Genomic DNA, 21,062 nt, shown 5'->3' with positions numbered 1-21,062 from the left:
TGACGAGATGAATAAAAACAACAGCCTAAAGCGCGTCGCATGAGGCCGGCAAAACGCGACGTGCTTTAGGGACCGGACCGAGCCTCATGCCAGTAAATAGTCCTCGAACGGAACAAAGCACCGCCGGTGGGCATTAACATCCGGTTTTCGAGGCGGTTCCAATGGCAAAACGACCACCTGAGATAAAGCCGGCAAAACAAATCTCGTTACGTTCGCCGGATCTGGCCAAGGTCCCGGTATCCGAAGAAATCCCGCCTCGTCTCCTCGCGCGCGCGGAACGGTTGCAAGAGGCTTTGTCGCGTCATTTTGTACAAGTCCGCGCCGACAGCCGTGACTCCCGCAGAAAGAAGGAACAATGAGGTGCGCGACCTGCAAGGCTTGCATATCCTGATCGTCGAGGACGAATGGATGCTGGCGGGCGATCTTGCACGTTATTTCAGCAAGATGGGCGCCGTCGTGCTTGGCCCCGTGGCGACAGTCGAACAGGCGTCGAAGCATACCGATGAGGCGGAAGCCGCGATCCTGGACGTCAATCTCAACGGAAGACGGGTATTCCCGATCGCGGACGAACTGATGCGCCGCGGCGTGCCGTTCGTGTTTTTCAGCGGCGACGAAGACATCGTTATTCCTGAGCGCCTTCGGTATGCCAGCAGCCTCAGAAAATCCTCGGACGGCCAGGCTGTTTTCGATGCTCTCTTCCCCTCCGAGCCCAAAGCATCAAGCGGAAATCTGGCGACCGAGCCGTCAGACGACGTATTTTCCCTGCTGCCTAAGCTCAGGCTCGCAGCGCGTCTGCTGCTGGGAGACGTTGACGCTTCCGACCGGCTGGTCGAGCGGACGCTCGAGCAGGCCATCGGCGAGATCGACAGGAGACGATCCGGTTCCTCCACCGAGGACTGGCTTAACGGCATCATGCGAAACATCGTCAAGGCACGCGGAGCAAACCTGCTGCACTGACCATGCCGGCCGGCAACTAGTATCGCTGCACATGGATTATGACTCTTTGGCGGTTGGCTTTGGATAGGCCTTGGCCAATTTGAGGCGCGCCTGTTCGGTTGAGAACATACAGTTGCGGCGGTGCTCCGCCTGGTGTGGCCTTCACCTACGCTCGGGGCATTCATGCCGAACGGATATTGCAGGGCTTCTCCGGCATCCTGCAGGTCGATGGCTATGCCGGATACAACAGACTGATCGCACCTGACCGTGTCGGCTCGGACATCCAGCTTGCCTATTGTTGGGCACACGCTCGCCGCAAGCTGGTGGAGATAACCCGCAACGGAGCAGCACCTATCGCCGAAGAGGGCGTCAAGCGGATCAGCGAACTGGGTCGGATCGAGGCCGAACTGCGTGGCCTTGATCCGGAGGCTCGCCTCGCCGGACGACAGGAACGATCAACGCCACTGGTCACCGACATGCAGACCTGGCTCGTCCATCACCGCGCCCGTGTCGCGACCAAGTCTCCACTCGGCGAGGCCTTGGCGTACATCGCCAAATATTGGGATGGTTTGAAGCTCTTCCTGACCGACGGCCGCATCGAGATCGACAACAACAGCGTCGAGCGAACCATCCGGCCGATAGCCCTCAATCGTAAGAATGCACTCTTTGCGGGGCACGACGCTGGAGCCGAGAACTGGGCCACCATCGCATCGCTCATCGAGACCTGCAAACTCAAGGCCGTCGATCCGCAGGCCTACCTGACCACTACGCTCACCGCCATCGTCAACGGTCACAAGCAGAGCCGGATCGATGAGCTGCTGCCTTGGGCTTACAAGGGGAAGTAATGTGGCCCCGAAGACTACAGTCGGCCCAAGCGGACTTCGGAAGGTACGCAGATGGAGGATCGGCGAATGCCCCAAAGCCCGCACGCAGGGTGTGGACTCAGGGCGTTCCAGCGTCCTCAGTCTATGGCGAGAGAACTCGACAGTTCTCGGTACGCTTCGATCTGCTGCTGCAAGAGAGCAATCTTCTGCTCCGCCACCTGGATAGCGTCAGAGCCAGCGAGGAAGCGCCGTGGCAGTTCGTCCTGCTCAGCGAGCGTGATTAGAGCGCGTGCCAGCTTAGCGGGGTCACCGCCCTGCTTGCCGTTCTGGGACTTCCAGAAGGCAATCTGTGCCGTGCGTCGCTCGTGATAATCTTCGATCGCGATTTCCGCGTAACTGGTGGACTCCTCCGTCAGAAGCTCCGTGCGGAAAAAGCCTGGGTTGACGATCATCGTCTCGATGCCGAACGGACCGACTTCAGTCTGCAGCGCTTCCATCCAGCCATCGAGGCCAAACTTCGAAGCAGAGTAGGCTGTGCAGAATTCAAAGCCCATCAGACCTGCCGTCGAGGAGATCGAGACGATCTGGCCGGAGCGCTGCTTGCGCATGACCGGAAGGAACGCCCGCGTCACGATCATCGGACCATCAAGGCTCGTGCTTAGCTGCAACTGCATCTGCTTGGGAGACAGTTCCTCGAAATACCCGGCGTAGAAGCTGGCCGCGTTGTTGACCAGCACGTCGATCCGTCCGAACCGCTCAAGGGTCGCCTGCGCGGCGGCGGCGGCGTCAGCGGCCTTGGTGACATCGAGTTTCACGACAAGAAGGTCGTCGGAAGCACCTAGAGCGTTCGCCACCTTGTCTGGATTACGACCAGTCGCGACCACCTTGTGGCCGGCTGCCAGGGCCGCCTTGGCAATGTCCAGGCCGAGGCCACGTCCTGCCCCGGTGATGAACCACACTTTGTTACTCATCTCATGTGTCCTTTCATGTTGTCAGCCCTTCACCGATCTTGCGGCGCATGGGGCTGTAAGACAGTTGTTCACATCGCCTGCACGGTCGGGCGGACCAGGATCTCGTTGAGGGACGTCCGCTTCGGCCGGCTGAGAGCAAAGGCTATGATTTCGGCGATGTCCTGAGCCGGAATTGCAACGTTGTCGCGGTAGTCCTGAGCAGACTTTTTGCTTTCCTCGTGTGTGATGCGGTCGGATAATTCTGTCGCCACCGCACCAGGCTCGATGACTATCACGCGGATGTCTGGCTGGAGTTCGACGCGAAGCGCCTCGGACCAGCCGTTGATCCCCATTTGGTTGCCGAATAGGCAGCGAACCCGGCTGGAGCTACGCGACCTGCCACAGAAGAGATGTTCACCAGATCTCCCTTCTTGGCGCGGAGTTGGTCAAGGAAAACCTCAGTCACAGTCATGGCACCCAGGAGATTGGTTTCGACCATCTGCCGATGCTCGGATCGCTTGCCCGATCCAAACGGCGCTGTGAGCATCACGCCTGCGTTGTTGACTAGAACATCGGCGCCGCCGAACTCCTGGACGCGCGCGGCGGCTCCAGCGATGGAGTCCCGGTCGGTCACGTCAGCCTGGATCGCGATAGCGCCTTCGCCGAGTTCGTCTGCGAGTGCCGCGACACGCTCGAGGCGCCGCCCTAGAAGGGCTACGCGATATCCTTCTGAAAGAAGCTCACGTGCCAGCGCCTCACCGATTCCGGAGGATGCACCAGTGATTACAGCGACCCGATTGTTGTTATTCATGGTAGTCTCCTTCGTTGTGCTCTCTGACTGGCCCTACCGATCCGGAAAGACCGGAGCGAGGACCACAGAGATGGCAGCGCCTCGGACAAGAAGCACCGCAGGTACCCGGCTAGACTTCAGCCCGTCGGATCTTGTGGGTTGGTCACCTGACCGGTGACATGCCGGTTCCGCCCTTGGAACTCGTTCCAAGTTTTGCGCCGGTATCGATCATCGCGAGCATTGGTGGGCTCAGACGCGCGCCCTGGACCGTGATCCGGGCAAAGCCGTCATCGATCTCCTTGACATCGGCCGCACTCAACTGGACCTGCAGCGCGTCCATGTTCTGGTCCATCTGGTCCTCCGTTATCGGGCCGGGAATGGGCACGATCCACGGCTTGCGGGCGAGCAACCAGGCAAGGGCGACCTGGCCGGGCGCAGCCTGATGACGTGCGCCTACGCGCTGTAGCAGTTCGACCACCGGCCAGTTGGCGCGGCGGGCTTCAGGCGTGAAGCGCGGCAGGTTGGCCCGTAGGTCGGCAGGGCCATGCACGAACATGGGGGTGACTGTACCGGTCAGGTATCCCATGCCGAGCGGGCTCCATGGCACGAACCCGATGCCAAGCTCCTCGCAGGTCGCCAGAACCTCCACCTCCGGATCGCGGGTCCAGACAGAGTATTCATTCTGCACCGCCGTGACTGGCTGCACTTTGTGGGCGCGGCGGATGGTCGCTTCGCCTGCAGCGGACAGGCCGAAGTGGCGGACCTTGCCTTCACGGATCAATTCCTGCACCGCTCCGGCCACGTCTTCGACGGGCACGGTCGGATCGACACGGTGTTGGTATTGAAGATCAATGTAGTCCGTCTTCAAGCGGCGGAGCTGTTGCTCGGTCACCCGCTTGATATTGTCAGGGCGGCTGTTGACGCCTGTGACCTGGCCTTCGGGCGTGATGTCGAAGCCGAACTTGGTCGCGATGATCACCTGGTCGCGGATCGGCGAAAGCGCCTCGCCAACAATATCCTCGCCCAGGAAGGGTCCATAGACTTCAGCGACGTCGAAAAAGGTCACGCCCCGGTCATGCGCCGCCCGGATGATCCGCACGGCCTCCTGCCTGTTCGTGGGCGGGCTGTACATCCCGGCAACGTTTTGGCAGCCCATCCCCATGGCAGAGACTTCCAGCGAGCCGAGCATGCGACGCTGAAGGTTCGATGACCTTGCACCTGTGGCTGCGGCACCCGATGTTGCCGTTTGAGCTCTCGACTCGGAAAGAGGCAGCAGCGACGCTGCGGCGATGCCTAGCCCAGCGGCGAACAACTTACGGCGGCTTGGCATCTCGGGAGCGCCTGTTTCGAAATCGTCTGCATAGTTCTTCATGGTGCTGCACCTCCACTGGGTTTGATCAACCTCCGAAACACATCAGCGTTTGCGGCCGTGTCTTCGTAAGTGAGCGCAGAATACGATGGCCGTTCCTTTCAAAAAATGGCATTCGGGTTGATGCGACATTAACCAGAGGTTCATAATGGACAAGGATCAGCTTGATGGGCTTGTGGCGTTTGCGCTTGTCGCCGAGAAGCGGAACTTCACGGCGGCGGCAGAAGCACTCAGGGTTTCGCCGCCTGCGATAAGCAAGATGATCAGACACCTCGAAACTCGCCTGGGCGTCACCCTGCTTACAAGAACGACACGAGCTACGAGCTTGACCGAAGCCGGGGAGAAATTCCTGCAACAGGCGGGACCGGCGCTGGATGCGATCCTTTCCGCTATGAAGGACGCGGGAAGCGCTGCGGACAAGCCTGCCGGTCGTCTGCGCTTGAATGTCCCGCAGACCGTCTATCCGAACTTCCTTAGGCCGCTGATCGCGACCTTTATCGAAAAGTACCCGGATGTGACGGTTGAGATCTTCTTCGAGAACGCGGCCACCAACATATTCGAGCGCGGGTTTGATGCAGGAATACGGGTGTCAGACATCCTTGCCAAAGATGTCGTGGCGCTCAAACTCTTCGGTCCCATCCGATGGGTTGTGGCTGCTGCACCGGCCTACCTTGACAAGCATGGGCACCCTGAACATCCAAAAGACCTGTTGGCCCATCCTTGCATCTGCGCGGGAGCTGGCAATCGTGTGTACGATCGATGGGAGTTCGAGACCGACGGCAAGGAATTTGAGGTTCAGGTAAAGGGGCCGCTGATCCTCAATGATGTTCTGCTGGCGATCGATGCGGCCGTCGACGGCTTGGGGGTCGTTTACAGCCCTGAAGAAGCGATCAGCGACAAGTTGACGAGCGGCAAGCTCGAAGTCGTTCTGGACCACTTCACCGGGACAAGCTCGGGTGTGTACCTCTACTACCCGCAGCGGTCTCAAGTTCACCCCAAACTGCGGGCCTTCATCGAACATCTCAAAGGCCTGGAGAAGAGGTAGCGCGAGCTTCCTATTGGACGCAGCTTTCGCTTCCCACAGAACCGCTGTCAACGCGAAGAATATTGACCGCCTTCGTCACCTTGGTGCTGCGGATCGCAATCCAACAACGTCCGAACGCGACATGCAGCGCTTCTTCGGCGTCACCGCGCCTTTCGTCCATAAGATGGTGCTCGCCCTTGAGCGCGCTGGATTGATCCGCAGGCAACCCAGCCTCGCGCACAGCATTGAACTGCTCGTCAAACCCGATATCTTACCCAGGCTACAACCCATCGAACCCGTCATTGCTGTGATATCAGGAGCACCCACTGCCAATGACCGAACAGGAAATGATCATCAACGCGTTGGGTGTCGCTCCCAGTGTTGACGTCGCGCTGGAGGCACGCCGGCGTATCGACTTTCTCGGCACGTATCTGCGTGCATCGGGGCTCAGCACCTATGTGCTGGGGATCAGCGGCGGGGTGGATTCCCTTACCGCGGCCCTTCTGGCTCAACGGGCCGTTGAGGAACTGCGAGCGGCTGGATACGACGCCAAATTCCTGGCCGTTCGGCTCCCGTATGGCAACCAGGCCGACGAGAGCGACGCCCAGCGGGCTTTGGACACCATAGGGGCGGACGAAGTGCATCGGGTCGACATCAAGCCGGCTGCCGACGCAATGCTAGATTCGATCAAGCGGGCTGGTGTCGAGTTCGGCGACGCAGGCCGCGAGGATTTCTTGCTTGGCAACATCAAGGCGCGTCAGCGCATGATTGCCCAGTTCGCGCTCGCCGGTGCCAGCCGAGGACTGGTCATCGGCACCGACCATGCGGCCGAGGCACTGATGGGCTTCTTCACCAAGTTCGGTGACGGCGCCGCCGATATCCTTCCTCTTTCGGGGCTAAACAAACGCAGGGTGCGAGCCTTGGCCGCGCATCTGGGCGCTCCGCCCGAACTCGTCGACAAGATCCCGACCGCCGACCTGGAGAACCTTGTCCCGCTTCGTCCTGACGAAGATGCCCATGGCGTCACGTATGAACAGATCGACGATTTCCTCGAAGGCAAGGAAATCGACGAGGCCGCGCGGACGCGGATTCTTCATGTGCATTCCAGCACGGCACATAAGCGCGCGCTTCCGGTGACAGCGATTGCGCTAACACTCTCGCCATGACGGCATTGGCAATAGTTCCATGATACCGTTTCGTGGTCAGCACCTCGTGGAGATTGCTTCCTCCATGTTGGCAACCGCATCGATGAGCACTTTGACGGCATGAACAGCCGGACCCTCGATAACATTCCGCACTCTGGTTTGCTGCCTTCGAGCGCCTGAGCAGGTTGGCCGATCCGACGTAGGCGGCGACGCCATCTGCAAGCACGATCTTCACGTGAAAGGGTTCTTGCGTGAGGCCGCCGCAGCCATAGTCGATGATGCGCGTCGTCGCCTTTTCCAGGCGAAGTCTAGCGTCGGCGCACCCCGAGAGTTGAGAGGCATCCCTTATGACGAGGACGCGCTCGATCGCTTCCGTCGTCTCGAATAGTTCTGCGGCCAACGCGACATGCAGCGCTTCTTCAGCGTCACCGCGCCTTCCGTCCATCAGATGGTGCTCACCCTCGAGCGGGCCGGATTGATCCGCAGGCAACCGGGCCTCGCGCGCAGCATTGAACTGCTCGTCAAACCCGATATCCTACCCAGGCTACAACCCATCGAACCCGTCGAATCCTCTGTGCAGGGGTACTAGACGATGTTAGCCTTTCCGGCTGCGCTCGACGAACTTGTTGAAGCGGCTAGTCTTTCCGCCGCTGGTCTCATCCTGGTAGAGGAACGCCAGTTCGTTCTCATCGAAGATCCTGAAGAACTCGTCCCATTCAACGGGCTCGAACGTCTCTTCAGGCTCGCCGAAGTCGATGCGCAGTATGCCTCCCTCGCCCTTGGTGCGCACCACCGCCGGTCGCCCGTCGCGGTCCTCGGCCCAACGGCGGATTTCGTCGTGATCGGTGGTCGTCCTGGATTCAGACATCGCAATCTCCCTTCGATTCCACCGCAGGCCGCGAGATCTCACGCGTTGCTCCGGTCTGCCCTCACACAACCAGCAGATGCATTGTTGCCCGGCATGTGCGCGCGGTTAGTCGAACATGGCTCCTAACACCAAGCAGCCTTCGATGTTCCCACGCCTGGTTGAACCTACCCCGGCGAGCCTCCTGAACTTTGTTGAAGCAAGGGAACAAACCTTTCGCCCGGAAGTTTGGGGCGGCAAAGCCATTCGTATGAGGAGTTGTCGTGAAACGTATACTGGTCACGGGAGGCTGCGGTTTCATCGGCCGCCACGTCGCCCAGGAACTCGTTGAACATGGCTATGGGGTTTCAATTCTCGATGCGCTGCTGGACCAGGTGCATGGCGGCGAGGCAATCAGCCTGCCGCCAGGCGCCAAGCTGATCAAAGGCGACGTTCGCGATCGCGACGCCGTCGCAGAGGCGGTCGACGATGTCGACGCGATCATTCACCTGGCGGCTGAAGTGGGCGTCGGCCAGTCCATGTACGAGATCGCCCGCTATGTCGGCGCCAACGACCTCGGCACCGCCACGTTGCTGGAAGTGCTGATCAAACGCCCGATCGAACGGATCGTCGTTGCGTCGTCGATGAGCGTCTATGGCGAGGGTCTCTATGCCACGCCGGACGGCCGGCGCATCGACAATGCAAGACGGCAGCCGGACGACATCCGCAGCGGCCAATGGAATCCCCTGTCGCCGGAAGGTGAAGTCCTGTCGCCGCTGCCGACCGACGAGCAGAAACCGGTCGACCTCGCCTCGATCTACGCATTGACAAAATACGCCCAGGAACGCGCCGTACTGATCTTCGGCGAAGCCTATGGCGTCGATGCGGTGGCGCTGCGCCTGTTCAATGTCTTCGGCGCCGGACAGGCACTCTCCAACCCGTATACCGGCGTGTTGGCGAACTTCGCCTCGCGCATCGCCAATGGCCAGCGGCCGCTGATTTTCGAAGACGGCGAACAGCAGCGCGACTTCGTTCATGTACGCGATGTCGCCCTCGCCTTCCGGCTGGCGCTGGAACAGCCCCAGGCGCGCGGTCACGTCATCAACATCGGCAGCGGGCGGGCCTACGCGGTCAGCGAGGTCGCCCGGCTGCTCGCCGAAGCCATGGGCGTGCCTGGCCGCCAGCCCGAAATCCTCGGCAAGGCACGCTCCGGCGATATCCGCAACTGCTTTGCCGACATCTCCAAGGCGCGCGAACTGCTCGGCTTCCAGCCGCAGCACCGGCTGGAGCATTCGCTCGGCGATTTCGTCGCCTGGGTGCGTAACACGGTCGCCATCGATCGCAGCGCCGAGATGAAGCGGGAACTCGAAGCGCGAGGGCTTGTATCATGAGACCGGATTCACGCAATTTTCGCGATGCGCCCGTCGCCATTATCGGCGGCAGCGGCTTCATCGGCTCGAACCTCGCCGACAGCCTGTTGTCGGACGGCGAGCCGGTGCTGGTCATCGACAATCTGAGCCGTCCCGGCGTCGAACAGAACCTGGAATGGCTGACGCAAAAGCACGGCAACCGCCTCGCTGTCGAAATCGCCGATGTCCGTGACGCCGAGGCGCTCACGCCGTTGGTGGCAGGCTCGAGGGCGGTTTTCCACTTTGCCGCGCAGACCGCCGTCACCACGAGCCTGGTTCGGCCGGACGAGGATTTCGACATCAACCTGCGCGGGACGTTCAACGTCCTGGAAGCCGCTCGCCGCAGCGGCAAGCGCATCCCCGTCGTTTTCGCCAGCACCAACAAGGTCTATGGCCGCCTCGCCGACCTTGCCATGCGCGAAGAAGACGGCAGATACGCGCCTTGCGATGCGGGCATCCGAGCGCACGGCGTCGACGAGACGCGCGGCCTCGATTTCTGCACGCCCTATGGCTGCTCCAAGGGCGCGGCGGACCAGTATGTCCTCGACTACGCCAAGTCATACGATCTGCCGACGGCGGTGCTGCGCATGAGCTGCATCTATGGACCGCGCCAGTTCGGGACGGAGGATCAGGGCTGGGTCGCCCATTTCCTGCTTAACGCGTTCTCCGACCGGCCGATCACCATCTACGGTGATGGCAAGCAGGTGCGCGACATCCTCCATGTTGCCGACGCGGTCGCGGCTTATCGCGCCGTGCTCGACCGCATCGAGGCGATCAAGGGCCAAGCATTCAATCTCGGCGGCGGACCGGAAAACGCCGTCAGCCTGCGCATGCTGCTGAAGGAGATCCGCAACATAACGAAACGGGACGTTCCGATTCGTTACGACCGCGAACGCACCGGCGACCAACCGTTCTTCGTCGCCGACACACGGGCGATCGAGGCGGCACTGGGATGGAAAGCGCACGTCCCGTGGCAAAACGGCATCCGCGACCTCGCCGACTGGCTGCAGCGTCATCGCCTCGACCCGCATCCCGAACCGGCGAGGTACGTGGCATGAGGGTCGCTCTGGTCAATCCGTCCTGGACGTACCAGGACAGCATCTATTTCGGCTGCCGCCAGCCGCATCTGCCGCTCGAACTCGGCTATTCGAAAGCGCTGCTCGAAGCAGCCGGCCACGAGGTGCTGATGCTGGACGGGCAGATCCAGAAGCTCGACAACGCCGCGCTCGCCGATCGCGTCGCCGCATTCGAGCCTGACATGACCGTCGTCAGCACCGCGCCGACCTACCTGTTCTGGCGCTGCGCACCGCCCGAGTTGCGCGTGCCGGCCGATTTCCTCAATCATCTTGCCGGGCGCGGCGGTCGCACCGTCGCCGTCGGGCCGCATGGCTCGGCGACGCCGACGCCGACTTTGCGCAAGCTTGGCGTCGACATTGTCGTGCGCGGCGAATGCGAGGAAGTGGTCGCGGAACTTGCCCGGCGCGACGACTGGACTGCGGTGCCGTCCACGGCCCATTTCGAGGATGGAGAACTGGTCTCGAACGGCGGCGTGCATGCGAGCTCGTTCATCGATCACCCGCCGCTCGAATGGCCGTCGGACTGGATTGCCGCGCATTCGCACCACCATCACCGCTTCGACGATGATCAGGTCGGTTTCGGAGCGGAGGTCGAGGCGTCGCGCGGCTGCCCGTACAATTGCAGCTTCTGCGCCAAGATCGATTTCCGCGATGCCTATCGCCGCCGGAACCACGAGGCAGTGATCGCCGAGATCGACCGGCTGATCGCACAGGGCGTCGGCTACATCTACTTCATCGACGAGATCTTCCTGCCGCAAAAGGCGTTGCTGGAGGCGCTGGTCGATCGCGATGTGAAGTTCGGCGTGCAGACCCGTATCGACCTCTGGAAACCGGAACTGCTGAGACTGCTCGGCGCCGCCGGCTGCGTCTCCATAGAGGCGGGGCTCGAAAGCCTGACTGTGGAAGGCCGCGCCATGCTGGCAAAACGCTGCCGTTTGGGCACCGAGGAGCTGGCCGCGTTGCTGGTCGACGCAAGGCGCCACGTGCCGTTCGTGCAGGCCAATCTGATCGGCGTGGTCGAGGACGATCCCGCGCTCGTCGATTATTGGCGGAAGCACCTGATCGACAACGGCGTTTGGGCCAACGAACCGGTGCCGCTCTATCCTTATCCGAGTTCGCCGAGCTACCGCGAACTTTGGGGCGAGCCGGACGATCTCGCCTGGGAGCGCGCGCATGAACATTATCTCGCATCCTTCCGAACGTTCAGCGACATCCAGGAGAAGCGGCCGCGTCCGCTGGCCGAATTGGAGGCCACATGTTGCGGACACTGAGCCCGCGGCCGCGGCGTATCCTGATGACTGTCGATGCCGTTGGGGGCGTCTGGCGTTATGCGCTCGATCTGGCCAGGCAACTGGTCGCCGGCGGCGACAGCGTCGTGCTTGCCGGGCTTGGTCCGGAACCGTCCAGGCAGCAGGCGGAGGAGGCCCAGTCATTCGCGGCGCTGACATGGCTCAACACGCCGCCCGACTGGATGACCCGCAACGAGCACGACCTCGACACATTGCAGCAGGAGCTGCACCCGCTCATACGTGACTACGCCGTCGAAATCGTCCATCTCAACGCGCCGACGCAGGCCGCCGGGCTCGATGTGCCCTGCCCGGTGGTAGCGGTCTCGCATTCCTGCGTGGTGACATGGTTCCACGCCGTCAAGGGACAGGCGGCGGACGGCGAATGGGCTTGGCAGAAGGACCGCAACCGGCGCGGTCTCGACAAAGCAGGCATTGTCGTTGCACCCAGCCGCAGCCATGCCGACATGCTCGAAACCTGCTACGGGCCGATCGCGCGCCTGTGCGTCGTCGGCAACGGCGCACGGCCTGGCGCGAAGAGCGAAAGGCGGGAATCGATTGTTTTCGCCGCTGCGCGCTGGTGGGATGAAGGAAAGAACGCGGCGGTGCTTGACCAGGCCGCCTCCCTGACGCAATGGCCGGTCTTCGTCGCCGGCTCGCAGCAAGGGCCGGACGGCCAGCATGTTGGCTTCAGTGGCGCCGTTCCCCTCGGGCCGGTGCCACATGAGGAAGTGCGCTCGCTGATGGCTCGGGCCGGTATCTTCGTATCGCCGTCGCTCTACGAACCGTTCGGCCTGGCCACGCTGGAAGCCGCAATGTCGGCAACGCCCTTGGTGCTTGCCGATATCGCGACCTACCGGGAACTGTGGGACGGCGCGGCCCTGTTCTACGATGTGCGCGATCCGAGTGATCTCGCCAGCTGCATCAATGGCCTTTGCATTGACGCGCAGCGCCGGCGAGAGCTCGGTGAGGCGGCGGCGCGCCGAAGCCGCAGATTTTCACTGGCAAGGCAGGCGACCGCCATGCGCGGCGTCTACGACAAGGCGGCCCTGGCCACCATGGCGGATAATTGATTATGCGATTTTTATTCTACACCCATTCGATCGTTTCCGACTGGAACCACGGCAACGCACATTTCCTGCGCGGCATCATGCGCGAGCTGGTCGCGCGCGGGCACCAGGCGATCGCGCTGGAACCCGCCGACGGTTGGAGCCGGTCGAACCTGGTAGCCGAGAAAGGGTCCTTCGCGATCGAGCGATTCCGGAAGGATTTCCCTGAGTTGATGCCGGTGACCTACGATGCCGCTTTCGACCACGAAGCCTGGATATCCGATGCCGATGTGGTGATCGTGCATGAGTGGACCGAGCCGGACCTTGTTGCGCGGCTGGGCAAGGCGAAAGCAACTGGCGGCCGTTTCACGCTGCTGTTCCACGACACGCACCATCGCGCCATCTCGGCCACGCAAGCGATTTCTGCCTTGCAGCTTGAACATTACGACGGCGTGCTCGCCTTCGGCGAGGCGCTGCGGGAAAGCTATCTTCGCGCCGGATGGGGCAAGCGGGTCTTTACCTGGCACGAGGCAGCCGATGACCATCTGTTCCAGCCCCATCCTGAAATCGAGCGCAGCGCCGACCTGATCTGGATCGGCAATTGGGGCGACGACGAGCGCAGCGCCGAAATCGGGGAATTCCTGGTCGAGCCGGTGCGTGAGCTAGGATTGAGCGGCACTGTCCACGGCGTTCGCTATCCACGGCAAGCGCTCGCCGACCTTGCGGCCGCCGGCCTGCACTACGAAGGTTGGATCGCCAACGCCGACGTGCCGAAGGCGTTTGCAGCAAACCGCATCACAGTGCACATCCCCAGGCGTCCATACCGCGAAAGCCTGCCCGGCATCCCGACCATCCGCATGTTCGAGGCGCTCGCCTGCGGCATCCCGCTCGTTTCGGCGCCGTGGTCCGATGTCGAACGCCTGTTCAGGCCCGGCGTAGATTTTCTGTTTGCAAACAACGGTTCCGAGATGCGGCGTCATCTTCGCGCCGTGCTGCACGACGCGGATCTCGCCGCTTCTCTGGCGACATCGGGCCTCGAGACCATCCGCTTGCGGCACACATGCCGGCACCGGGCGGATCAATTGTTCGGCGTGCTCGCCGAATGCGGGCGCCGCCAAGCCGCCGACACGATCCTTGCAACGGAGGCCGCCGAATGAAGATTGCATTTTACGGGTCAAGCCTGCTGTCGTCCTACTGGAACGGCGCGGCCACCTATTACCGCGGGCTGCTCAAGGCTCTGGCCAGGCTCGGCTATGACATCACCTTCTATGAGCCCGATGTCTACGATCGCCAGAAGAACCGCGACATCGAGGCGCCGGACTGGTGTGCCGTCGTCGTCTATGAGGCGACCCCACAGGCGCTGATGCAGGTGGCGGCGCGGGCGGCGGAGGCAGATATCGTCGTCAAGGCGAGCGGCGTCGGTTTCGCCGACGACGCGCTGTTGCGGGCGGTGCTCGATCACGCCCGTGCCGGTGCGCTCACCGTATTCTGGGATGTCGATGCGCCGGCGACGCTTGGCCAGTTGCGCGACGAGCCCGACCATCCGCTGCATCGCGCGCTGCAGGAAATCGACTTGGTGCTGACCTATGGCGGCGGCGACCCGGTGGTCTGGGCCTATCGGGCAATGGGGGCGGCCGAATGCGTGCCGATCTACAACGCGCTCGATCCGGAAACGCATCATCCGGTCGGCAAGGACATTCGCTTTGCCTGCGATCTCGCCTTTCTCGGCAACCGGCTGCCGGACCGCGAGGCGCGCGTCGAGGCCTTCTTCCTCGACCCGGCCGGCCGCTCCGCCGATCAGCGCTTCCTGCTCGGCGGATCGGGCTGGGGCGACAAGCAGATGCCCGCCAATGTCCGATGGCTCGGCCATGTCGGCACGCGCGACCACAATGCATTGAACGTCACGGCCAAGGCGGTGCTGAACATCAGCCGCGACAGCATGGCGGCCAATGGCTTTTCACCTGCGACGCGCGTTTTTGAGGCGGCGGGCGCCGGCGCATGCCTCATCACCGACGCCTGGCTCGGCGTCGACCTGTTCCTGAAACCCGGCGAGGAAATCCTGGTCGCGCGCGATGGCGAGGACGTCGCCGAGATCATGCAAAGCCTTAGTGCCGAACGGGCTAAGGCGATCGGGACATCGGCGCTTCGGCGCGTGCTTGGCGAACATACCTATACGACACGTGCCGTTTTAGCCGACGCTATCTTCAGGCGCCATTTCGAGCGTCCGACCGTGGAGGCGGCCGAATGACAAAGCCGCTCGACATCGTCTTTCTTGGCCTGTCGCTCTCCTCATCCTGGGGAAACGGCCACGCCACCACCTTTCGGGGGCTGCTTAAAGGTTTCCACGAACTCGGTCACCGCGTCACCTTTCTCGAACGCGACGTGCCGTGGTACGCAAGTCACCGGGATCTGCGCGATCCCGATTTCTGCGCCTTGCGCTACTATGAAACGATCGATGATCTTCGCCGCAATTTTGCGCGCTGCCTGCGCGATGCCGATATCGTGGTCGTCGGCTCCTTCGTTCCCGAAGGCCCTGAAATCATCGACGTCGTGGCATCGCTATGCACGGGTCAGTTCTGCTTCTACGACATCGACACGCCGATCACGCTGGCAAAGCTTTCGACCGATGATTGCGAGTACATTGCCAGGCGGCAGGTCCCGTATTTCGACGTCTACTTCTCCTTCACCGGCGGGCCGACGCTTGCCCGTCTGACGGCGGAATTCGGCGCGAGGCGGGCCGAGCCGCTCTACTGCTCCGTCGACCCGGAACGGCATCACGGAACCGGTGATCCAATCCGCTGGGATCTCGGCTATCTCGGCACCTACAGCCCCGACCGCCAGGCGACGCTGGAGGCCCTGCTGTTCGAACCGGCGCGTCGCATGCCGGAGCGCCGCTTCGTCGTGGCAGGCTCGCAATATCCGCGCGAAATCGCCTGGCCGGACAATGTGGATCGCATCGAACACCTGCCGCCGGCAGATCACGCCGCCTTTTACAGCCGCCAACGCTATACGTTGAACGTCACGCGCAGTTCCATGATCGCGGCCGGATGGTCGCCCAGCGTGCGCCTCTTCGAGGCAGCCGCCTGCGGCACGGCGATCATCAGCGATAGCTGGGCGGGACTGGACAGCCTGTTTCCGGGGCAAACGATCCACATGGCGCGCAGGACCGAGGACGTGATCGGCATCCTGTCTGGGGAATCCGACAGCGCCCGGCTTGCCATGGCCAGGCAAGCGCGCGCGCTCATCCTGGCAGCCCACACAAGCACCGCGAGAGCCCGCGAATTCGTTTCGCTGCTGGCGCAGGCCAAATCGCCACGTTCTGCTCTCGATCTGGATGTCGAGAGTGCAGCATGACCCGCAGACGGGAGAAAATAGAGATGCAGCTATCAAGAAAGGCGCAACGGACCAGGACCGTGCTTGTCGCCGGCGGCGCCGGTTTCCTCGGTTCGCATCTTTGCGAGACAATGCTCCAGACCGGCTGGCGCGTGATCTGCGTCGACAATTTCCTTACCGGCCGTATGGAGAACATAGCATCGATCGCCGATCGTCCGGATTTTCGGTTGATCAAGCAGGACATTTGCCGACCGTTGGAGCTTGGCGAGCCGGTGGATCGCATCTTCAACATGGCGTGCGCGGCCTCGCCGCCGCGTTACCAGGCCGACCCGGTCCATACGACGCGGACTTGCGTCATCGGAACGCTCAATCTGCTGGAGCTCGCCGCCCGCAATGGCGCCCGGTTCCTGCAGGCGTCCACCAGCGAAATTTATGGCGATCCCGAACAGCATCCGCAGAAGGAAGACTATGTCGGCCACGTGAACTGCATCGGCCCCCGCGCCTGCTATGACGAAGGCAAGCGCACCGCCGAAACCTTGTGCTTCGATTATTTGAGAATGGGAAAGGCCGATATCCGTGTAGCGCGCATCTTCAACACCTATGGTCCCAGGATGGATCCTGCGGATGGACGGATCGTTTCCAATCTGATCATGCAGGCACTCGAGAGACGGCCGCTGACGATATTCGGCGACGGGCTGCAGACCAGGTCGTTCTGCTACGTTTCCGATCTGGTCGACGGCTTGATCCGGTTGATGGAGGTCAATCCCAACCCGCGCCAGCCGATCAATCTAGGCAATCCGGGGGAGTTCACCATCCTGCAACTGGCGGGCCTGGTGAGAGGCATGACCGCCACCAAATCGGACTTGAAATTCCTGCCGCTGCCGCAAGACGATCCTCGTCGTCGGCAACCCGACATTTCCCGTGCAAGGAAGCTTCTCGGCTGGTCGCCCAAAGTGCCGCTCAGGCAGGGTTTGATGCGCACAATCGCCTATTTTGCCGAGCTTGAGACGGCGCAGATGGTCGACAGAAGACGTCGAATTGCCGCCACCGTGCGTTCTGCCTCAGGCCGGCTGCAAAACCTGCCGGCCTGAGGCGGGGAGCGTCTGGCCGCTGCATGAAAGCGCCGTCGTCTCGGATTTGGTCACTTTTTCTCGTCGCGGGAACAACCCGTCCAGCTTCTGGTTCTGTCAAGGTACCGGCATGGAGACGATTGTGCATCCGAAGCGATCCGCCAAAGACATCGAACAAACGGCCGCAAAGGAGACGGCTGCCTTCCTGCGGCGCGCCTCCATCACCTATCTGGAATGTTGTGTGAGCCTGATGATGACGCATCTTCAGCGCGAGGAGGTAGCGGCCATCCTCGAAAAGGAAGCGGATATGCTGCGCCGGCTGGACTGATCCTGGTCGAGCGGCGGCAGGTCGCCTTGGCTTTCCAGGAAACGAAGCAGCGCGGCAGCGTAACGTCTTGCCGCGGCCGCCAGCCGGATTTGTTCCCGATCATCGCCCGATCGCTCAGCCATGCTCCACAAGCCAAGCTGGAAGGCGAGATAGCAGGGCTCGTAGTAGTGGACCAGATTGGCATCGACGGGACGAGACGTAGTCGCCTCGACAGCTTTGCACAGTGCCGCAGTCGCCGCGTCGGCGAGGCTGTACTCGACACGGGCGCCGGCAATGTCCCAGGCGATGTCCTGGCAGCCGACCAGATCGTGCGACCGACAATGGTCGAGGGCGTCCGTCTTGATCAGCGTTCCGCCGCGCGAAAGGATGAACTCCCACGGATGAAGCCGCCCGTCGATTTCGACCCGCTGCATGGTCTTTGGTGGAGCCTGTTTCGAGAACCAGTTCCGCAGCTCCGCCGCGCGGCTTTCGCCCAGCGCCTCACTTGTATTCCGCAAGGCCATGTCGGCAAGCGCCTCCAGCGAGGCGCCCGGCTCGGACGCGGGCAGATTGGCTGCGCGCCAGGACAGATAGCGCGCGAGATGAGCGACCATTTTTTCTTTCGAATGCCTTGCCCGGTCCAGCGTTGTACCGTCGATCCAGCGTTCAACGAGGAAGCCATGGCACAGCCCGGCAATGTCCGGGCCAAAGCCTGCGTCATGCAGCCTCCTGGCAGTCTCGGCCTTGTGCATTCCGATTTCACCGAGGCCGACGAATTTGACCGACCATTTTTCCCGGCCCGCAGAAGCAAGAAACTTTCGCCGCTCGAAGCCGCGGTGAACGGGTGGCCAATGTTCCTCCGTCCTGTCTCGAAAGCGACGCCACTCTCCGGCGGATGTTTCGGTCAGGCTGGCCGCTGTGCGGCCGATCGTCCTGGCCACCCAATCCCGCAACGTCGGGACAGCGGATCCAGCGGGGAAAGTCCGTTCGAAATCCGCGGTGTGTTTTTGGCAAACCGTCCATGCCTCACGACTGTCCGCCGATGCCTCGGGACCCGGCCCACCCGAATGGCTGGGGAACAGATGGATGCGCCCGGGATCGATGCCCAGCCTTTGCAGCCATGCGACGACGGCGTGAAACGAACTGCCTGACAGGCCCGGGCCTTCGTCGACGATGGCAAAGCGGGCCGACGGCTTCGTCATCCAGCTACTGATCAGTTCCGGATCGGCGGCAAGCCGCCTGCGGAACGGGTGACCGATCGGACGGACACCGACGGGTGCCGGTGCGCCGATGGCTGCAGCCACCATCGCTGCAAGCCCCAGGCCGATGCTGCGGATGCCGATTACGCATGTGTTCGCATCGAGAACCGACTGCCGCGCGGCGACGAAATAGCTTTCCGGATAGAGCGCATAGTGAGCATATCCCTCGGCCGTGCCAATGAGGATTTCGCCGTCGCAATCGAATTCGGCCAGCATTCGCGGTACGTCCGCACGGACCGGGCCGTCGATGGCGAATCCGGCCGCCCACGATCTGCCCACGTCCCGGGCCAAGCCGACCAGGAGATTTGCGCCCGCGATCCGCTGTCGGGAATTCCTGTCCATGCCGTTGGCCTCGAATTCAGCATCGGCAAGGCCCTGGACCAATTCCGAGGTCTTGATGAACAGGCCGACCAGGGCTGCGTGGCGTTCGATCCCACTTGGCATGTCCGCAATGTGCCCGGCCGCTTCGCAGGCCGAGCCGCGAACATATCGCGCGCTCTCAATTCGCTTGTGGTCGCCATAGACGATCATTGTCCCGTCCCGGTTGGCCTGACTGCACAACTCGGCGAGCGCTACTTTGATCCACCATCGGTTGCACGATTTTTGCAGCCGGCAAGGAACAATCAGCGAGGCAGGCGGTTTGGCACGAAGAACTTACCTTCAACAGCATAGGCAGCGGTTTCGTGGGATCGAAGAAAGTTCGGATCGGAATAGTCGGCGTCGGCAACTGCGCCTCCTCCCTTGTTCAGGGCATCACCTATTACCGCGACGCAAGGAGCAATGAGCCCATACCCGGGCTGATGCATGCCGATCTTGGCGGCTATCATGTCAAGGACATCGAAGTGGTCTGCGCTTTCGACGTCGCCAAGGGCAAGGTCGGACGCGATGTGGCGGACGCGATCTACAGCGCGCCGAACAATACTTTCCGCTTTGCCGATGTGGCGGCTACCGGCGTTCGCGTCGAACGCGGGCCGACACTGGACGGCATCGGCAAATATCTGCGCGACGAGATTCAGGAGGCCGACGACCCCGTCGCCAACATCAGCAAGATCCTCGCCGAAAGCGGCGCCGAAATCCTGGTGTCCTATCTGCCTGTCGGTTCGGAGGAGGCAACGCGCTTTTATGCCGAGTGCGCGCTCGAGGCCGGCTGCGCCTTCGTCAACTGCATACCCGTCTTCATCGCCTCGCGGCCGGAGTGGCGCCGCCGCTTCGAGCAGCACGGCCTGCCGCTGATCGGCGACGACATCAAGAGCCAGGTCGGTGCGACGATCGTACATCGTCTGCTCGCCAACCTGTTCCGCGAGCGCGGCGTGCGTATCGATCGCACCTACCAGCTCAATTTCGGCGGCAACACCGACTTCCTCAACATGCTGGAGCGCGAGCGACTGGAATCGAAGAAGATCTCAAAGACGCAATCCGTCACCAGCCAGATCGACGTTCCCCTGGAGCCCGGCAACATTCACGTCGGGCCGAGCGACCATGTCCCGTGGCTGACCGATCGCAAGTGGGCCTATATCCGGGTCGAAGGCACGACCTTCGGCGGTGTGCCGCTGAATGCCGAGCTCAAGCTGGAAGTGTGGGATTCGCCCAATTCGGCCGGCGTCGTCATCGATGCGGTGCGTTGCGCCAAGCTGGCGCTCGACCGCGGTATCGCGGGCGCGCTGACCGGTCCCTGCAGCTATTTCATGAAATCGCCGCCCGAGCAGTTCACCGACGCGGAAGCCCGCCAGCGCACGCTCTCTTTCATCGCCGGCAAGGACGAGCCGATGCTCGATGCCGCGGAATGACGACGACGTTCTTTCTGGTGCGCCACGCCGCGCACGACAATGTCGGCTGTTATCTTGCCGGACGGATGGCCGGCGTTTGCCTCGGCGAAGCCGGCAAGGCACAGGCCTCGCATCTGGCAGACCGCATGGCACGCGAGGCGATAGCGGCAATCTTCTGCAGCCCGCGCGAACGCACGCAGGAGACTGCCAACCCGATCGCGCTCGCCTGCAATGCCGGTGAGATCGTGATCCGCGAGGAACTCGATGAGATCGACTTCGGCACCTGGTCGGGAAAGACCTTCGAAGAGCTGAACCAGGATGCCGACTGGCGAGTGTGGAACGACCAGCGTCAGCAGGCGAGAACACCGAGCGGCGAGACCATGCTGGACGTGCAGCAACGCGTCGTCTCATTGATCGAGCAGGTCCTCGGCACCTACCAGAACCAGGGCGTCGCACTTGTCAGCCATGCCGACGTCATCAAGGCCGCCGTGTGCAAGGTGCTCGGCCTGTCGCTGGGAAACTGCTTTCGCTTCGATATCGACCCAGCGTCGATCACCACGGTTGTTTGGGGGGACTGGGGGTCGAAGCTGATCAGACTCAACGAAGCTGCCTGACGAGGAATTGC

At 62.2% G+C, this 21,062-nt stretch carries 23 protein-coding genes and 1 pseudogene; 17 read left to right on the top strand and 7 right to left on the bottom strand.

All coding sequences use genetic code 11. From position 1 onward, the window contains the following. Positions 1-161: 161 nt before the first annotated feature. From NKH16_RS06510 to tnpC, 3 genes and pseudogenes are all read left to right on the top strand, one after another. Positions 162-359 carry a hypothetical protein gene (locus tag NKH16_RS06510; protein WP_156937318.1) on the top strand — a complete coding sequence of 66 codons (198 nt, stop codon included), beginning with the start codon at positions 162-164 and terminating at the stop codon, positions 357-359. A gap of 1 nt (position 360) precedes the next feature. Beyond that, positions 361-957 carry a response regulator gene (locus NKH16_RS06505; protein ID WP_036238319.1) on the top strand — a complete coding sequence of 199 codons (597 nt, stop codon included), beginning with the start codon at positions 361-363 and terminating at the stop codon, positions 955-957. 116 nt (positions 958-1,073) lie between these two features. Next, positions 1,074-1,781 (top strand): annotated as a pseudogene (gene tnpC, locus NKH16_RS06500) (IS66 family transposase); the annotation flags it as partial. Positions 1,782-1,897: 116 nt separating this feature from the next. Here tnpC and NKH16_RS06495 read toward each other — a convergent pair. The 4 genes from NKH16_RS06495 to NKH16_RS06480 all read right to left on the bottom strand — a co-directional run bounded on the left by NKH16_RS06495 (position 1,898) and on the right by NKH16_RS06480 (position 4,689). Beyond that, positions 1,898-2,731 (bottom strand): SDR family NAD(P)-dependent oxidoreductase, encoded by an 834-nt coding sequence (locus NKH16_RS06495; RefSeq protein ID WP_352451548.1) that lies wholly within the window; start codon positions 2,729-2,731, stop codon positions 1,898-1,900. Positions 2,732-2,799: 68 nt separating this feature from the next. Next, positions 2,800-3,006: an SDR family oxidoreductase gene (locus tag NKH16_RS06490; protein WP_352451599.1), complete on the bottom strand. Its 207-nt coding sequence runs from the start codon at positions 3,004-3,006 to the stop codon at positions 2,800-2,802. Next, on the bottom strand, positions 3,003-3,521 hold the full coding sequence (locus NKH16_RS06485; RefSeq protein ID WP_352874767.1) for an SDR family oxidoreductase: 519 nt from the start codon (positions 3,519-3,521) through the stop codon (positions 3,003-3,005). The genes NKH16_RS06490 and NKH16_RS06485 overlap by 4 nt, the downstream gene beginning before the upstream one ends. Positions 3,522-3,663: 142 nt before the next feature. Continuing rightward, the gene (locus NKH16_RS06480; protein WP_352898815.1) at positions 3,664-4,689 is read right to left on the bottom strand and encodes an aldo/keto reductase; all 1,026 of its coding nucleotides are present in this window, start codon (positions 4,687-4,689) and stop codon (positions 3,664-3,666) included. A gap of 328 nt (positions 4,690-5,017) precedes the next feature. Between NKH16_RS06480 and NKH16_RS06475 the strand changes: the two genes are divergently transcribed. Next, positions 5,018-5,914 carry a LysR family transcriptional regulator gene (locus NKH16_RS06475; RefSeq protein ID WP_352620985.1) on the top strand — a complete coding sequence of 299 codons (897 nt, stop codon included), beginning with the start codon at positions 5,018-5,020 and terminating at the stop codon, positions 5,912-5,914. 10 nt (positions 5,915-5,924) lie between these two features. On the opposite strand, the gene NKH16_RS06470 is transcribed toward NKH16_RS06475, so the two are convergent. Beyond that, positions 5,925-6,119, bottom strand: a complete 195-nt coding sequence (locus NKH16_RS06470) for a hypothetical protein (protein ID WP_352750039.1) — start codon at positions 6,117-6,119, stop codon at positions 5,925-5,927. A 106-nt stretch (positions 6,120-6,225) separates the two neighbouring features. Between NKH16_RS06470 and nadE the strand changes: the two genes are divergently transcribed. Beyond that, positions 6,226-7,059: an NAD(+) synthase gene (gene nadE, locus NKH16_RS06465; protein ID WP_352750038.1), complete on the top strand. Its 834-nt coding sequence runs from the start codon at positions 6,226-6,228 to the stop codon at positions 7,057-7,059. Between the two features lie 385 nt (positions 7,060-7,444). Continuing rightward, positions 7,445-7,627 (top strand): LexA family transcriptional regulator, encoded by a 183-nt coding sequence (locus tag NKH16_RS06460; RefSeq protein WP_352451545.1) that lies wholly within the window; start codon positions 7,445-7,447, stop codon positions 7,625-7,627. A 6-nt stretch (positions 7,628-7,633) separates the two neighbouring features. Here the strand turns inward: NKH16_RS06460 and NKH16_RS06455 are convergent, their stop codons facing one another. Beyond that, positions 7,634-7,906 (bottom strand): hypothetical protein, encoded by a 273-nt coding sequence (locus tag NKH16_RS06455; RefSeq protein ID WP_352451544.1) that lies wholly within the window; start codon positions 7,904-7,906, stop codon positions 7,634-7,636. Positions 7,907-8,166: 260 nt separating this feature from the next. On the opposite strand from NKH16_RS06455, the gene NKH16_RS06450 reads away from it, so the two are divergent. The 9 genes from NKH16_RS06450 to NKH16_RS06410 are packed head-to-tail and all read left to right on the top strand — an operon-like array spanning position 8,167 to position 17,433. Further along, positions 8,167-9,273 carry an NAD-dependent epimerase/dehydratase family protein gene (locus NKH16_RS06450; protein ID WP_352874769.1) on the top strand — a complete coding sequence of 369 codons (1,107 nt, stop codon included), beginning with the start codon at positions 8,167-8,169 and terminating at the stop codon, positions 9,271-9,273. After that, on the top strand, positions 9,270-10,349 hold the full coding sequence (locus tag NKH16_RS06445; protein ID WP_352874771.1) for an NAD-dependent epimerase/dehydratase family protein: 1,080 nt from the start codon (positions 9,270-9,272) through the stop codon (positions 10,347-10,349). Before NKH16_RS06450 ends, NKH16_RS06445 begins: the two co-directional genes overlap by 4 nt. Continuing rightward, the gene (locus tag NKH16_RS06440) at positions 10,346-11,638 is read left to right on the top strand and encodes a TIGR04295 family B12-binding domain-containing radical SAM protein (RefSeq protein WP_352874773.1); all 1,293 of its coding nucleotides are present in this window, start codon (positions 10,346-10,348) and stop codon (positions 11,636-11,638) included. Before NKH16_RS06445 ends, NKH16_RS06440 begins: the two co-directional genes overlap by 4 nt. Continuing rightward, a complete protein-coding gene (locus NKH16_RS06435) occupies positions 11,623-12,726 on the top strand; it encodes a glycosyltransferase family 4 protein (protein ID WP_352874775.1) in 1,104 nt (367 codons plus the stop codon). Before NKH16_RS06440 ends, NKH16_RS06435 begins: the two co-directional genes overlap by 16 nt. Before the next feature lie 2 nt (positions 12,727-12,728). Next, entirely contained in the window at positions 12,729-13,859 is a 1,131-nt protein-coding gene (locus NKH16_RS06430) for a CgeB family protein (protein ID WP_352451539.1), read from the top strand. Beyond that, the gene (locus NKH16_RS06425; protein WP_352833531.1) at positions 13,856-14,950 is read left to right on the top strand and encodes a CgeB family protein; all 1,095 of its coding nucleotides are present in this window, start codon (positions 13,856-13,858) and stop codon (positions 14,948-14,950) included. Before NKH16_RS06430 ends, NKH16_RS06425 begins: the two co-directional genes overlap by 4 nt. Continuing rightward, positions 14,947-16,056, top strand: a complete 1,110-nt coding sequence (locus NKH16_RS06420; RefSeq protein WP_352451537.1) for a CgeB family protein — start codon at positions 14,947-14,949, stop codon at positions 16,054-16,056. Before NKH16_RS06425 ends, NKH16_RS06420 begins: the two co-directional genes overlap by 4 nt. 23 nt (positions 16,057-16,079) lie before the next feature. After that, positions 16,080-17,126, top strand: coding sequence for a UDP-glucuronic acid decarboxylase family protein (locus tag NKH16_RS06415; protein WP_352451536.1), 1,047 nt, complete (start codon positions 16,080-16,082; stop codon positions 17,124-17,126). Beyond that, positions 17,074-17,433, top strand: coding sequence for a hypothetical protein (locus NKH16_RS06410; RefSeq protein ID WP_352898821.1), 360 nt, complete (start codon positions 17,074-17,076; stop codon positions 17,431-17,433). The genes NKH16_RS06415 and NKH16_RS06410 overlap by 53 nt, the downstream gene beginning before the upstream one ends. Here NKH16_RS06410 and NKH16_RS06405 read toward each other — a convergent pair. Next, on the bottom strand, positions 17,370-19,202 hold the full coding sequence (locus tag NKH16_RS06405; RefSeq protein ID WP_352874779.1) for a hypothetical protein: 1,833 nt from the start codon (positions 19,200-19,202) through the stop codon (positions 17,370-17,372). The two genes, NKH16_RS06410 and NKH16_RS06405, sit on opposite strands and share 64 nt — an antisense overlap. A gap of 152 nt (positions 19,203-19,354) precedes the next feature. Between NKH16_RS06405 and NKH16_RS06400 the strand changes: the two genes are divergently transcribed. Continuing rightward, positions 19,355-20,458, top strand: coding sequence for an inositol-3-phosphate synthase (locus tag NKH16_RS06400; protein ID WP_352451533.1), 1,104 nt, complete (start codon positions 19,355-19,357; stop codon positions 20,456-20,458). Further along, entirely contained in the window at positions 20,455-21,051 is a 597-nt protein-coding gene (locus NKH16_RS06395; RefSeq protein ID WP_352874781.1) for a histidine phosphatase family protein, read from the top strand. Before NKH16_RS06400 ends, NKH16_RS06395 begins: the two co-directional genes overlap by 4 nt. The last annotated feature ends 11 nt before the right edge of the window (positions 21,052-21,062 follow it).

The sequence above is a fragment of the Mesorhizobium sp. M1307 genome, assembly GCF_040318155.1.
In the GTDB taxonomy this organism is placed as follows: Bacteria; Pseudomonadota; Alphaproteobacteria; order Rhizobiales; family Rhizobiaceae; genus Mesorhizobium.
Note: the sequence above shows the minus strand (reverse complement) of the source record. Positions and strands in the feature narration are given on the sequence as shown.